Annotated in this window: 13 protein-coding genes; 5 read left to right on the top strand and 8 right to left on the bottom strand. The window is 54.3% G+C overall.

Going from position 1 to position 13,453, the window contains the following annotated elements; genetic code table 11:
• Nucleotides 1–30 precede the first annotated feature (30 nt).
• The 6 genes from EQV96_RS04050 to EQV96_RS04075 form a co-directional block, all read right to left on the bottom strand.
• Nucleotides 31–1,269, bottom strand: a complete 1,239-nt coding sequence (locus EQV96_RS04050; RefSeq protein WP_240881404.1) for an ATP-grasp domain-containing protein — start codon at nucleotides 1,267–1,269, stop codon at nucleotides 31–33.
• Nucleotides 1,270–1,280: 11 nt separating this feature from the next.
• The gene (locus tag EQV96_RS04055) at nucleotides 1,281–2,195 is read right to left on the bottom strand and encodes a DMT family transporter (protein WP_095024269.1); all 915 of its coding nucleotides are present in this window, start codon (nucleotides 2,193–2,195) and stop codon (nucleotides 1,281–1,283) included.
• 50 nt (nucleotides 2,196–2,245) lie between these two features.
• On the bottom strand, nucleotides 2,246–2,809 hold the full coding sequence (locus EQV96_RS04060; protein WP_095018887.1) for a phosphoribosyltransferase family protein: 564 nt from the start codon (nucleotides 2,807–2,809) through the stop codon (nucleotides 2,246–2,248).
• The gene (locus tag EQV96_RS04065; protein WP_240881406.1) at nucleotides 2,800–3,759 is read right to left on the bottom strand and encodes a PLP-dependent cysteine synthase family protein; all 960 of its coding nucleotides are present in this window, start codon (nucleotides 3,757–3,759) and stop codon (nucleotides 2,800–2,802) included. Before EQV96_RS04065 ends, EQV96_RS04060 begins: the two co-directional genes overlap by 10 nt.
• A gap of 330 nt (nucleotides 3,760–4,089) precedes the next feature.
• Nucleotides 4,090–5,358: a Zn-dependent hydrolase gene (locus tag EQV96_RS04070; protein WP_095002358.1), complete on the bottom strand. Its 1,269-nt coding sequence runs from the start codon at nucleotides 5,356–5,358 to the stop codon at nucleotides 4,090–4,092.
• 36 nt (nucleotides 5,359–5,394) lie between these two features.
• Nucleotides 5,395–6,882, bottom strand: coding sequence for an NCS1 family nucleobase:cation symporter-1 (locus EQV96_RS04075; RefSeq protein ID WP_095039160.1), 1,488 nt, complete (start codon nucleotides 6,880–6,882; stop codon nucleotides 5,395–5,397).
• Between the two features lie 53 nt (nucleotides 6,883–6,935).
• Here EQV96_RS04075 and EQV96_RS04080 point away from each other — a divergent pair, with 53 nt between their 5' ends.
• The 4 genes from EQV96_RS04080 (at nucleotide 6,936) to preA (ending at nucleotide 11,629) form a co-directional block, all read left to right on the top strand.
• Nucleotides 6,936–7,175 (top strand): hypothetical protein, encoded by a 240-nt coding sequence (locus EQV96_RS04080; protein WP_240881408.1) that lies wholly within the window; start codon nucleotides 6,936–6,938, stop codon nucleotides 7,173–7,175.
• A 313-nt stretch (nucleotides 7,176–7,488) separates the two neighbouring features.
• Complete coding sequence (hydA, locus tag EQV96_RS04085) at nucleotides 7,489–8,928, top strand: dihydropyrimidinase (RefSeq protein ID WP_240881410.1); 1,440 nt, start codon at nucleotides 7,489–7,491, stop codon at nucleotides 8,926–8,928.
• Between the two features lie 58 nt (nucleotides 8,929–8,986).
• Nucleotides 8,987–10,354: an NAD(P)-dependent oxidoreductase gene (locus EQV96_RS04090; protein ID WP_095018828.1), complete on the top strand. Its 1,368-nt coding sequence runs from the start codon at nucleotides 8,987–8,989 to the stop codon at nucleotides 10,352–10,354.
• Nucleotides 10,355–11,629, top strand: a complete 1,275-nt coding sequence (preA, locus tag EQV96_RS04095) for an NAD-dependent dihydropyrimidine dehydrogenase subunit PreA (protein ID WP_095018827.1) — start codon at nucleotides 10,355–10,357, stop codon at nucleotides 11,627–11,629.
• 115 nt (nucleotides 11,630–11,744) lie between these two features.
• On the opposite strand, the gene EQV96_RS04100 is transcribed toward preA, so the two are convergent.
• Nucleotides 11,745–12,365, bottom strand: coding sequence for a TetR/AcrR family transcriptional regulator (locus EQV96_RS04100; protein WP_240881412.1), 621 nt, complete (start codon nucleotides 12,363–12,365; stop codon nucleotides 11,745–11,747).
• Nucleotides 12,366–12,487: 122 nt separating this feature from the next.
• Nucleotides 12,488–12,844, bottom strand: a complete 357-nt coding sequence (locus EQV96_RS04105; RefSeq protein WP_095002352.1) for a hypothetical protein — start codon at nucleotides 12,842–12,844, stop codon at nucleotides 12,488–12,490.
• 251 nt (nucleotides 12,845–13,095) lie between these two features.
• Here EQV96_RS04105 and csrA point away from each other — a divergent pair, with 251 nt between their 5' ends.
• On the top strand, nucleotides 13,096–13,290 hold the full coding sequence (gene csrA / locus EQV96_RS04110; protein WP_016780419.1) for a carbon storage regulator CsrA: 195 nt from the start codon (nucleotides 13,096–13,098) through the stop codon (nucleotides 13,288–13,290).
• The last annotated feature ends 163 nt before the right edge of the window (nucleotides 13,291–13,453 follow it).

Raw genomic sequence — 13,453 nt, forward strand, 5'->3', positions numbered from 1 at the left:
AGCCCGCTCCCACAGGTTGGGGCGTCTGTCTTATTTCTTCTCTTGTAGATAGATCCCGGCTGCTTCCATTTCACGGATTCGAGCGTAATCGGCTTCGATCTGCGCCAGATCGGTATGAACCAGATAAACAGTGCCCGGCTGACTGAATACATCCCGGGTAGGCGCAATTCGCTGACCATTTTCGACGTAGAACACCACCTCGAAAAAAGACGCCAGGCTGCGCAATTGCTGCACAAATGCCCCGGTACAGAAAACACCTTCCGAATGATTGATCAGGCACACATTGTAAGTGTGCCTGGACAGTACATAGTCCTGATTGCCGGCCAGTAGCTGCTCAAACTCAAGGGGCCGAGTAATGGACAGTGCACATGCATCAATCTGTCCAAGACCGGTGGTCAGTGCCGAGACACCGGGCCTTAGAATCCCGTCTGTACGTGCTGCAATCTCCACCAGTTTTGGCCCGTCCTCGGTGTACATAACCTCGGCATGGCTGGGGCCATTACGGATACCCAGGCACTTCACCACCTTACGGGTATAGGCCACCAACTCGGCATACGGAGCGTCGGTGCAAGCAAGCAGTTGATCGATGTCATATACGATGCTGCCTGTTTCCAGCACACGCTTGGTGTATTTCACCACCTCTGTGACCAACTGATACCCATTCAAGGACACCATATTGACGACATACTCAGTGCCCACCAAATACTCCTGAAGTAGCACCTGGCTGTTTTCGAGACTCAACTTGTTGCGCGTACCCAACAGCGCCTTGAATGCCCCCTTGCACGCTGCCAGATCGCGGCAAATATAAACCCCGTCCGCCCCTGCGCTTTCCAGGGGTTTTACGACTAGCGGAAACCTGCCATGGGCAGCCACCCAGTCTTTACCGTCGCTCCACGTATCCACTGCGCACTGGGCAGGGGCGGATAAACCGGCTTCGGTAACGCACTGAATCATCTCGTATTTGTTTCTGCGAGCCCTGCTCCTGAAAAACTCATTGGCGTAATCCAGCCCCAACTGTTCATTCAACAGATCGGCCAATAACACCCCGCTTTCTGCCCCAGCAATAATAACATCGGGATTAAAATGCCTGAGCTCCGCCAACGTGAACGTCGTATCCGTATGAACGATGGATCGCTCGTAAATAGACGAATCAAATCCGGCATAATAATAGCCATCGAGATCAGAACTGGACGCAACATGAAATAAAGCACATTCATTTTCGTACAATTTCTTTGCCAGGAATTTACCCGACGAAAATCCGTCAACCACTACAACTCTTATCATTTCGCACCTCGCCTGTTTGATATAGCCAGCCAGGCCAGCAGTCCAACAATAAGACAGACGGCCAGGATGCTCGGCATTGAAATCGCCACCCGCGAATCCAGGTATTGAAGTAGCAAGGTAAAAACCGGCAACGTCAGCAATACAAATGACACCGCTATTGGACTGAGATGAAAAATGGTTTTTTGAATAAGGTAGACAGGCAACAGATGGCCGACGACAACCAGAACTGACAGCGGCAAGATCCACTGGGGGGCGAGACTGAATGAGGTGTCGCTGAAGCTGATAAATAGGCTGCAAACAACTACCATCATGACGCTCCTCACAGCCAGAATGTCATAAGTTTTCCAACGACAATAAAACATCTTTTTGGAAACAATCGTATAAAATACCGTGCCCATTGCACACAGCACTACACTGACAATACCGATAATTCTCTGTTCTATGGAAGTCGAAGAAATACCACTTTCCCCGACCAAAGACTGAAACAGCATTATGGCAACCGAGAGCAATACCAATCCGGCAATCAGGGTTTCGAGTGCAGTGGCCTTGCCAGCACCTTTTACAAAGCTCGACACCAGCAAAGTCAATGCTGGGCCGCAGGCTACTGAGGCTACCCCTACTACCGCTGGTTCCAGAAATCGCAGGGCATAAAAAAGACCGCCCCAATTCAACAATACCGACAGATTGATCCATACCACCAATGGCCAGTCTTGCCGGATCTTGTCCATCAAGCTATGCCTGCCTGCACGGAGGCTGTACATCATAAACAATGCAGCAGACGAAACAAAGCAATAGAAAACAACCACCAGGGTATCAAGTACCTGCGTTATAAACGCGACATACACGTCAAAGGCGGCGCTGATAAAACAAAAGAACAACCCTAATATAACACCCAAGTTTTCAGGCTTCATAGACAACCCTTCCTACTTACTTCCCCTCACGCCTAGCGAGCTTTTCTGGATCAGTCCAACACCCGAACCCTATCTTCAGACAACACAATCCTAACGAGCGTTTTAACTGCAACACCCGTACTATTCAAAACCTGCTCCCTACCATTATTTTGTACTTTCTCTACTGCACACACGACATCGACCACTTCAGCCCCACTACGCCGAACAGCCTCCACCAACGATATAACAGCACCTCCCGTACTCAGAGTATCATCGACAATGACCACTCTATCACCCGCAACAACTCCATTAAGGTAAAGCTTCCCTTGATAATATTCTGATTCAAGATCCACACACACATCATTCACATCTTCAAGGCTATATGTGTACCATCGTGCAATAGCCATTGGAATACCCGTCAATATGGAGACTGCTGTCGCCAGCGGTGCGCCCTTATCTTCCTCCGTCACTATTTTATCAACATGCCAATCCATGACCTCAATGACACCACGTGCCGCTTCGAGGAGCACCTCCGGCCTCAAAGCCGGCAGCTGATCCGTAAATTCATTTACTGTAATTCTTGTTGCCCCCACACTAACTACTTTAGCTCTCTCATATACCTCTTTCAGCAGCATAATTTGACCTCCGTATACGTTGGATAAACCCCATCCCAACAGCTCTTGTACTTCCACGCACTATCAAAAAAAAGCGTGACGATATTTAAACCTCTTTGCATAGCCGCTATCTTTTCACACACTAACAAGTTGGCACCACACGTCGGCCCTATGCCATATTCATTTTTTGACACAAACAACCTCATCTGCTCCCAGGCTTCATCACCATCCACGACAACCACTTCGTCGATCAAGTTAGGGATTGTATTAATCGACAACACACCTGCTCCCAGCCCCATAAGATTATGCGACCGATGCTCAAACTCAAGCCCTTGCCTTGCGGCATACAATGGAGCAGAAGCATCCACCTCAATACCGACTGTTTTAATATCTCTATAATGCCGCTTCAAGACTTCAGCAATACCCGAGAACGTGCCTCCAGTACCTAAAGAACACACAAAATAATCCGGTACAACTTTGTACTCACCAAGCGCTTTGACAATCTCCTCTCCGCAGGTATGCCAGGCCAACTTATTAAGTAGCGTGCTCGACTGATCCAAGAAATAGACCTCACTAGAATTTTTACTTTTCACATACTCTTTAGCTGCATCAACGGCCCCTACCAAAAAGCTTTCTTTGGGGGTTTCGACCACATGTGCTCCATACGCTCTTATTTGCTCTTTACGTTCACATGTCATCCCTTCCGGCATGAATATTTTGATGGAATAACCTTTCTTCTTTCCAATCCAGGCTAGCGCCGCCCCACCGTTACCGGTCGAGCAGTCAACCAGCGTCATACCTTTACGAATGACACCCTCACGCTCTAGCGAAGTGATGATATTCAAATAAGTTCGATCTTTATGACTGCCAGAAGGATTCATATATTCACACTTCGAAAACAAGCGACCTCCATTGCAGGCAAATCGCATCAGCTCAACGAGTGGTGTATTGCCAATATCGTCCAGATTCATAAAACCCCCACAACCTTAAGCCTGATAACTTCCCAGTTATTAATAATTCAACAAACTCTCAAATAAACATTACCCTCAAGAGACCATAGCCGCAAACAAATATACATAGAAAGATCCTACACCATCTTACAGAATCATCTTTAGGACAAAACTAAGCCATTGTTATTGCGCAAACTTAAAATACAAAAATGCCGACACAGCAGGCGAAAAGAAACATCACGAAACAAATATTCGATCTCGCGGGCATCTAAAGAACAAGAAAATATGGGAACAGGAGCGGCTTTTACCGCTCCCATAGACAGGAGAAAGTGCTGGATCTTTAAATAAGCATCAATGCGCTACATTTTTCGACGCCGCCAACATTGCCTTAAGCAATACCGCGCATCCCGCTGCCAGATCCTTGGGATCGGCGTTTTCGATTTCGTTGTGGCTGATGCCGCCTTCACAGGGCACAAATATCATCCCTGCCGGACCCAACTCGGCCAGGAAGATAGCATCGTGCCCTGCCCCGCTGACGATATCCATGTTCGACAAGCCCAACTCATTGGCCGCATCCCGCACGGCGTTGACGCAATCAGGGTTGAAGTACAGCGGCGGAAAGTCTGCTGTGGGAGTCAGTTCGAAACTCAGGCCATGCTCCTCGCAGGTGGCTTCAATCACCCCACGCACTTGCTCGATCATCGAGTCCAGCCGCTCGGGCAGCAAATGCCGGAAGTCCAGGGTCATGCGTACTTCACCGGGGATAACATTGCGCGAGCCCGGATAGGCTTGCAGGCAACCCACGGTCCCGCAGGCGTGGGGTTGATGGCCAAGAGCTGCCTTGTTGACGGCGGCAACCACGGCCGCCGCCCCGACCAATGCATCCTTGCGCAGGTGCATGGGCGTAGGCCCGGCATGGGCTTCTACACCGCGCAGGTTGAGGTCGAACCATTTCTGCCCCAGGGCGCCAAGTACGACGCCGATGGTTTTGCGCTCGTCCTCCAGAATCGGCCCCTGTTCGATGTGAGCTTCAAAGTAGGCCCCCACCGGGTGGCCGTTGACCTGGCGGCTGCCAGCATAGCCAATTGCATTCAGGGCCTCACCCACGGTCACGCCCTGGGCATCGGTTTTGGCCAGGGTTTCTTCAAGGGTAAACTTGTCTGCAAAAACCCCGGAACCCATCATGCAAGGCGCAAAGCGTGAGCCTTCTTCATTGGTCCACACCACCACTTCCAGCGGCGCGTCAGTCTCGATATTGAGGTCGTTGAGGGTGCGCAGTACTTCAACCCCGGCCAGTACGCCAAAGCAGCCGTCGAACTTGCCGCCGGTGGGCTGGGTGTCGATATGGCTGCCGGTCATCACCGGCGGCAAGTCTGGATTACGCCCCGGGCGGCGGGCAAAGATATTGCCCACGGCGTCCACGCTGACGGTGCAACCGGCGTCCTCACACCAGCGTACAAAAATATCCCGGGCCTGGCGGTCCAGGTCGGTCAGGGCCAGGCGGCATACACCGCCCTTTACCGTGGCACCCAGCTGGGCCAGTTCCATTAACGAGGCCCACAGGCGCTCGCCGTTGATCAATGGCGCGCGGTGCTGCTGAAGGTCGTGTGCGGCGTTCATGATAGTTTCCTCAGGCAGTTTTTATAGGAAGGCGCTTCAAACCGTGCCTTTGACGGCTTCTGCTTGCTGACTGTTCAGGCGATACAACCCGTAATAAATCACGGCCCCGAGCAACGACCCGGTAAACCAGCCGAAGTCATAGAACCAGCTGAAGGCACTGCTGCCCAACGACAGCAACGTCAGCGCCACAGGTACACCAAAAGCGATAAAACCCTTCCAGTTCCAGGCCGGGTACACCCCGTCACGGTACAGCCCGGCAAGGTCGAGTTTTTGCTGACGGATAACGAAATAGTCGACCACCATGATCCCGGCAATCGGCCCAAGCAGGCTGGAGTAACCCAGCAACCAGTTGGAGTACACGGTTTCCAGGCTCACATCCGAGACCAGCAGGCCGAGTTTCTTCAGCAATTCATGAGCCATCAGCGCCAAGCCCACCAGGCCGGTCAAGATCACTGCCGTGGTGCGGTTGATCAACTTGGGAGCGATGTTCTGGAAGTCATTGGTGGGCGACACAATATTGGCCGCCGTATTGGTCGACAGCGTGGCGATGATGATCAGCGCCATGGCCAGTGCCACCCAGCCCGGGCTCTGGATATGGCCGATCAGGCTGACCGGGTCGGACACGGTAACGCCTACCAGTTTTTCCGACGCGGCTGTCATCACCACGCCCAGGGCAGCGAACAGGAACATGGTCAGCGGCAGGCCAAAAATCTGCCCCTGAATCTGGTCTTTCTGGCTTTTTGCGTAACGGCTGAAGTCCGGAATATTCAGTGACAATGTTGCCCAAAAACCGACCATCGCAGTCAGGCCGGCAAAAAAGTAGCCATACACGCTGGCCCCTTCAGGGCGCTTGGGCGGCTGGGCCAGCAGTTCGCTCATCGACACGTTGGGCAGTGCCCACACCAGCAGGCCCAGACCGACCAGCACCAGCAAGGGCGCTGAAAGGGTTTCCAGCCACTTGATCGACTCGGCACCGCGCAATACCACCCACAGGTTCAGCGCCCAGAAAATCATGAAGCCGATCACTTCACCCGTACCGCCCAGGCTTTTCCAGCCCTCGAACACCGAGCCCAGAAACAGGTGAATGGCCAGACCGCCGAACAGAGTCTGGATCCCGAACCAGCCGCAGGCCACCAGAGCACGGATCAGACACGGTACGTTGGAGCCGATAATGCCGAAGGAAGAACGCAGCAACACCGGAAAGGGAATGCCGTATTTGGTGCCCGCAAAGGCATTGAGGGTTAGCGGGATCAATACCACGATATTTGCCAGAAGAATCGCCAGCAGCGCCTCACCCACTGAAAGTCCGAAATAGGCTGTCAGAACCCCGCCCAGGGTATAGGTGGGTACGCAAATGGACATGCCGACCCACAAGGCAGTGATATGCCACTTGTTCCAGGTGCGCTCATGAACTTTGGTGGGGGCGATATCGTGGTTGTACCGGGGGCTATCGAGGACTTCAGGCCCGGCATCCAGTTCGTACAAACCGTTACGTTCGGTGACTTTTGATCTGCTCGGTTGCATAGTCGATCACTCTCTTGTTGTGCTGCTCCTGGTTGAACTGCCTGGCGCTGCGTATGGACACAAAGCGCTCCTTTGCCTGGACACTTACTTGCCTATCCCGCCCGGTCATGGCAGCAACAATCAAGAACTGTGCCGTGTTACTTCCCTCGCCTGCTAAAACCGTCCTGCATGTCTGGCAACACGCTGCTTTTAAAACCGTTTTAAACACCAGCCAAATGACTCTCATTCCCGTTAAAGGCCTTTATCAGTTTTTTTATATCGCCAAACGAAACACTTCGGTGCGTGCTTATTAACTTAATCGACTCACCTCCCTTCATCCGCAAGCTCAAGCACCTGATTTCGCATAAGAAAGTTCGCTTATATTTGAATCCTGTCAAGTGCGTCAAAATGGTGAGGCCGTGCATCATTTTGGTGATTTAAAATAATTAACTTTAAAAATCATATAGTTATACATATCTAACCTCGTTAAAAATAAAGTTTGATCATTCTTCAACAACCCTCTAGATTTTATTCCTGTCACCAGTGGCAGGAATGCAAACTTCCCACTAAATTTCAATAACAACAGTTAGAACCGGCTCTAGCCGGTCAGCCTTCGAGGAACTCCGTATGTCGCTGTTAATCCGTGGCGCTACGCTTGTGACCCATGATGAAAGTTATTGTGCGGATGTATATTGCGCTGACGGTCTGGTCCGCGCGATTGGCACTGATCTTGATGTTCCCCCAGGCTGCGAAGTTGTCGATGGTCGCGGCCAATATCTGATGCCCGGTGGTATCGACCCCCACACGCATATGCAATTGCCGTTTATGGGCACCGTCGCCAGCGAAGACTTTTTCAGTGGCACCGCGGCCGGTCTGGCAGGCGGTACAACATCGATTATCGACTTTGTCATTCCCAACCCGCAGCAGTCCCTGCTTGAGGCTTTTCATCAGTGGCGGGGCTGGGCCGAAAAGTCGGCAGCAGACTATGGCTTTCATGTCGCAATCACTTGGTGGAGCGAGCAGGTACGTGAAGAAATGGCCGAATTGGTCAGCCATCACGGCATCAACAGCTTCAAGCATTTCATGGCCTACAAGAACGCGATCATGGCCGCAGACGACACCCTGGTGGCCAGCTTCGAGCGTTGCCTGGAGCTGGGCGCAGTGCCCACCGTGCATGCCGAAAATGGCGAACTGGTGTACCACCTGCAACGCAAACTTATGGCCCAGGGCATGACGGGGCCGGAAGCCCATCCGCTGTCACGTCCCTCCCAGGTGGAAGGCGAAGCTGCCAGCCGGGCGATCCGCATCGCTCAGACCCTCGGTACGCCGTTGTACCTGGTGCATGTTTCGACCCGTGAAGCACTCGACGAAATCACCTACGCCCGCAGTCAGGGCCAACCGGTATATGGCGAAGTACTGGCCGGGCATTTGCTGCTGGATGACAGCGTGTACCAGCATCCCGACTGGCAAACGGCAGCAGGCTACGTGATGAGCCCGCCCTTCCGCCCTCGCGGGCATCAGGAGGCACTGTGGCACGGCCTGCAATCGGGCAACCTGCACACTACCGCCACCGACCACTGCTGCTTTTGCGCCGAACAAAAGGCCGCCGGGCGTGACGATTTCAGCAAGATCCCCAACGGCACGGCGGGTATCGAAGACCGCATGGCGCTGCTGTGGGATGAAGGCGTGAATACCGGGCGCCTGTCGATGCAGGAGTTTGTAGCGCTGACCTCCACCAACACCGCGAAGATCTTCAATATCTACCCGCGCAAAGGCACGATCCGGGCCGGTGCCGATGCCGACCTGGTGCTATGGGATCCCCAGGGCACCCGCACCATTTCCGCCAAAACCCACCATCAAAATGTCGACTTCAACATCTTTGAAGGCAAGACCGTACGCGGTGTGCCCAGTCATACCATCAGTCAGGGTCGCCTGGTGTGGGTTGACGGTGACCTGCGGGCCGAACGCGGAGCCGGTCGCTATATCGAACGCCCGGCCTACCCTGCGGTGTTCGACTTGCTGAAAAAGCGCGCCGAGCATCAGCAACCGGTGGCTGTTAAACGCTGAGCATAAAAACACTGCCCGACAGAGGCACAAAGATCTCCTCACCCCTGAGGTAAGCACCGTGATCAAGTCCTTGAACCATTTACCCCACCCCCATGAATCTGCGCAGGTCCTGGCCAGCCACTTTACCGATCTGGCGCCGCCCCTCAATGCTCGCCAGGCCGTGCTGGAAAGCTCACGTTGCCTGTATTGCTACGACGCCCCCTGCGTCAATGCCTGCCCCAGCGATATAGATATCCCGTCGTTTATTCGCAATATCCAACAGGAAAACATCCAGGGCGCAGCACAGAAAATTCTTTCGGCCAATATCCTCGGCGGCAGTTGTGCCCGGGTGTGCCCTACCGAGGTACTGTGCGAGCAAGCCTGCGTGCGCAACAACAGCCAGGAATGCGCGCCTGTACTGATCGGTTTGTTACAGCGCTATGCGGTCGATCATGCACAGTTCAGCGAGCATCCGTTCAAGCGTGCCGCGCCCACCGGCAAACGCATCGCGGTGGTCGGCGCCGGACCTGCGGGGCTGGCTTGCGCCCATCGCCTGGCACTGCACGGGCATGAGGTGGTGATTTTCGAAGCGCGGGAGAAATCCGGCGGGCTTAACGAGTACGGGATTGCCAAATACAAGTTGGTGGACGATTTTGCCCAGCGCGAAGTGGATTTCGTCCTGCAGGTTGGCGGCATTGAAGTGCGCCACGGCCAGCGCTTGGGCGACAACCTGAGCCTGAGCGAACTGCACCAGCAATTCGATGCGGTATTTCTCGGGCTGGGTCTGGCTGCCAGTCGCCAGCTGGGTTTGCCCCATGAAAATGCTCCGGGGCTGCTGGCTGCCACCGACTACATCCGCGAGTTGCGCCAGAGCGACGACCTGACCCGATTACCCCTGGCCGAGCGCTGCATTGTGCTGGGCGCTGGCAACACCGCGATCGATATGGCCGTGCAAATGGCCCGTCTTGGCGCTCGCGAAGTGAATCTGGTGTATCGCCGCGGGCTGCAGGACATGGGTGCCACCGGGCACGAGCAGGACATTGCCAAGGCCAATCAGGTGCGACTAATGACCTGGGCACAGCCACAGGACGTGTTGCTGGACAACACCGGCAAGGTGCGCGGCATGCGCTTTGCCCGCACACGCCTGGAAGACGGGCGCCTGGTGACCACCGGTGAAACCTTCGAGCTGGCCGCAGACGCGGTGTTCAAGGCCATAGGCCAGGCCTTTGATGATGCAGCCCTGAGCGATCCGCTGGCGCAAACACTCAAGCGCGCGGGCGATCGCATCGAAGTCGACGAACACCTGCGCACCAATATTCCCGGGGTCTATGCCGGAGGCGATTGCACCTCCCTGGGGCAAGACCTGACCGTACAGGCCGTGCAACACGGCAAGCTGGCCGCAGAAGCCATGCATGCCCAACTCATGCTTGATCAGGAGGCTGCATAAATGGCCGATCTCTCGATTGTTTTCGCCGGTATCAAGGCCCCCAACCCGTTCTGGCTGGCGTCTGCGCCACCTACCGACAAAGCCTACAACGTGGTACGAGCCTACGAGGCAGGCTGGGGTGGCGTGGTCTGGAAAACCCTGGGTGAAGACCCGGCCGCGGTTAACGTGTCCTCGCGTTACTCGGCACACTACGGCCCCAACCGCGAAGTCATGGGCATCAACAATATCGAGCTGATCACCGATCGCTCCCTTGAAATCAACTTGCGCGAGATCACCCAGGTCAAGAAGGACTGGCCGGATCGGGCCCTTATCGTGTCGCTGATGGTGCCCTGCGAAGAAGAGTCCTGGAAATACATCCTGCCACTGGTGGAGGCCACCGGTGCCGATGGCATCGAGCTGAATTTCGGATGCCCCCACGGCATGCCGGAGCGCGGCATGGGCGCGGCCGTGGGCCAGGTGCCCGAGTACGTGGAAATGGTCACACGCTGGTGCAAGACCTACTGTTCATTGCCGGTGATCGTCAAACTGACGCCCAATATCACCGATGTGCGCCTTAGCGCCCGGGCGGCCCATCGTGGCGGCGCCGATGCGGTGTCATTGATCAACACCATCAACTCGATCACCAGTGTCGACCTTGAACGCATGGTGGCGCTACCCGTAGTGGGCAGCCAGAGCACCCACGGTGGCTATTGCGGTTCGGCAGTCAAGCCGATAGCCCTGAATATGGTGGCGGAAATTGCCCGCGACCCGCTGACCAAAGGCTTGCCTATCAGCGGGATAGGCGGCATTGGCAGTTGGCGTGATGCTGCAGAGTTTATTGCCCTGGGCTGTGGCTCGGTACAGGTATGCACCGCAGCGATGCTTCACGGATTTCGAATTGTTGAAGAAATGAAAGACGGTTTGTCGCGTTGGATGGACAGTCAAGGCTATACCAGCCTGGAGGACTTTTCCGGCCGTGCAGTGGCCAATACTACTGACTGGAAATATCTGGATATCAATTATCAGGTTATCGCCAGGATCGATCAGGACGCCTGTATTGGTTGCGGGCGCTGCCATATTGCCTGCGAAGATACTTCGCACCAGGCCATCGCCAGCTTGAAGCAGGCCGACGGCACACATCGGTATGAAGTGATCGACGATGAATGTGTGGGTTGCAATCTGTGCCAGATAACCTGCCCGGTGGAGGACTGTATCGAGATGGTGCCACACAACAATGGCCTGCCATTTCTGGACTGGAACCACGACCCACGTAACCCGTACTGCGTGGCTTCGTAAATCAACCCTGTGGGAGCGGACTTGCTCGCGATGCAGGCAATGCGGTGTGTCAGGTACACCGGGGTGATGCCATCGCGAGCAAGCCCGCTCCCACACGATCGATAAGCAGGGTTGCTTACGGCTCCAGCCCGATCCCGCGCAGGATCACGCTGGTGACGGTCTGCACCGCACGTTCAAACTGGATATCGGACAACGGCTGGTGATCGTTGATGATCATCACTTGATGGTCAAAGTCAGCGTAATGCTGAGTTGATGCCCAGATCATATACAGCAGGCTGGACGGCTCAACAGGCAGGATTCGCTTGTCTTGCACCCATTGGCGAATTTTCGCCTCCTTGATCTTGGCCCAGTCATACAAACTGGCATCAAGCGCAAGACCCAGGGTCGGGGCGCCATGGATCATTTCATTGGCCCAGACTTTGGAGCCATGGGGCCGGGTACGTGAGTGGTGCATTTTGGCACGAATGTAACTGCTCAATACCAGACGAGGATCGTCGTAGGTCTCGAAACACAGCGCATCCTGTTTCCACACTTCCAGCAACCCCAGCAATACCGCGCTGTAAAGATCCGTCTTGGTGCTGAAGTAGTAATGCAGGTTGGAACGTGGCAACTGGACTTGCGCCGCAATGTCCGCCATCGCCGTACCGGCAAAGCCTTTTTCGGCAAAAACCTTTTCAGCCCCCAGAAGGATTTTTTCGACATTGCTGCGTCGAATTGCGATCTTGTGATTGCTCATGGCGATGGCCCTTGCCGTCGTGTTGCTCTGATGTGCGCCGAGTGAACAAATATTTCCTGCACAAAGCGTCGAATAACGCCAGCGGCAGCTAAGCTCAGGCGGGTACCCGACGCTGTATCAGACTATTTCGCGGCGGGCAGTTCGATCACGTTGGTTTCAATACCGTCCAGCTTGGGCTTGAGTTTCATCTTTTGCTGGGCCTCAAGCGCTTGAGCCTGGGTGGTGAATGGTCCGATCAGGAAGTGCTGAACCCCGCCACTCTCGTAAATGTAAGGAGTAAAACCGTTGTCAAGAAGCCTGCCGGTCGTGTCCGGAATGGTCGCTCTCTGGCCTTCAGTGATCTCCAAAGCCCAGTGAGCAACAGGGGCCTGGGCCATCGTTGCTTCAGAAGCTGCTTTAGCCCGCTGGATTTTATCGTTAGACTCCTGACCGCAAGCCGTCAAGGCCAATATTGCTGTCATCACGATGACTATACGCACTGCGTTTCCCCTGTCTGTTTGAATGGGTAGATTTTATCACTGGGGCAGCGGCCTTGCTCTCCTTGAACAAATCCAAAGTGCCCCAATTTAAGGCTTATGCGCGAGAATTTTCCCCGTAAAGGGAATTAAACCTCTGGCCATGTCGTCTGTAATGAGCGGCGCAATAATACGTACTTAGCAGTATTCTGTAGTCATGACCGAAGCCGCACCGTCTCAGAGACGTGCCTTACAAAGCCATCAAGGAGAAAAAAATGCTGATACTCACCCGCAAAGTTGGTGAAAGCATAAACATCGGTGACGATATTACGATCACTATTTTAGGTGTCAGCGGACAACAGGTCAGAATCGGCATCAATGCGCCGAAGGATGTAGCCGTTCACCGTGAAGAAATTTACCAACGTATCCAGGCCGGCCTGAATGCACCTGAAAAGAACGAACAGCCATAAGCCTGTGAGGTATCAGCCCAAGGCTTGAGGTCAGGGCTGCTCAGCCAGCCCTCCTCAAATCATTTGCACACTGCACCTGCCACGGCATTATCCCCTTGCCGCACCCCTCTCTTTATCAAGAGATATGTCTCGTCGACTTGACCGTTTCAAGGTTAGCGACCAC

The sequence above is a fragment of the Pseudomonas sp. TMW22080 genome (assembly GCF_022496745.1).
Lineage (GTDB): Bacteria > Pseudomonadota > Gammaproteobacteria > Pseudomonadales > Pseudomonadaceae > Aquipseudomonas > Aquipseudomonas bubulae.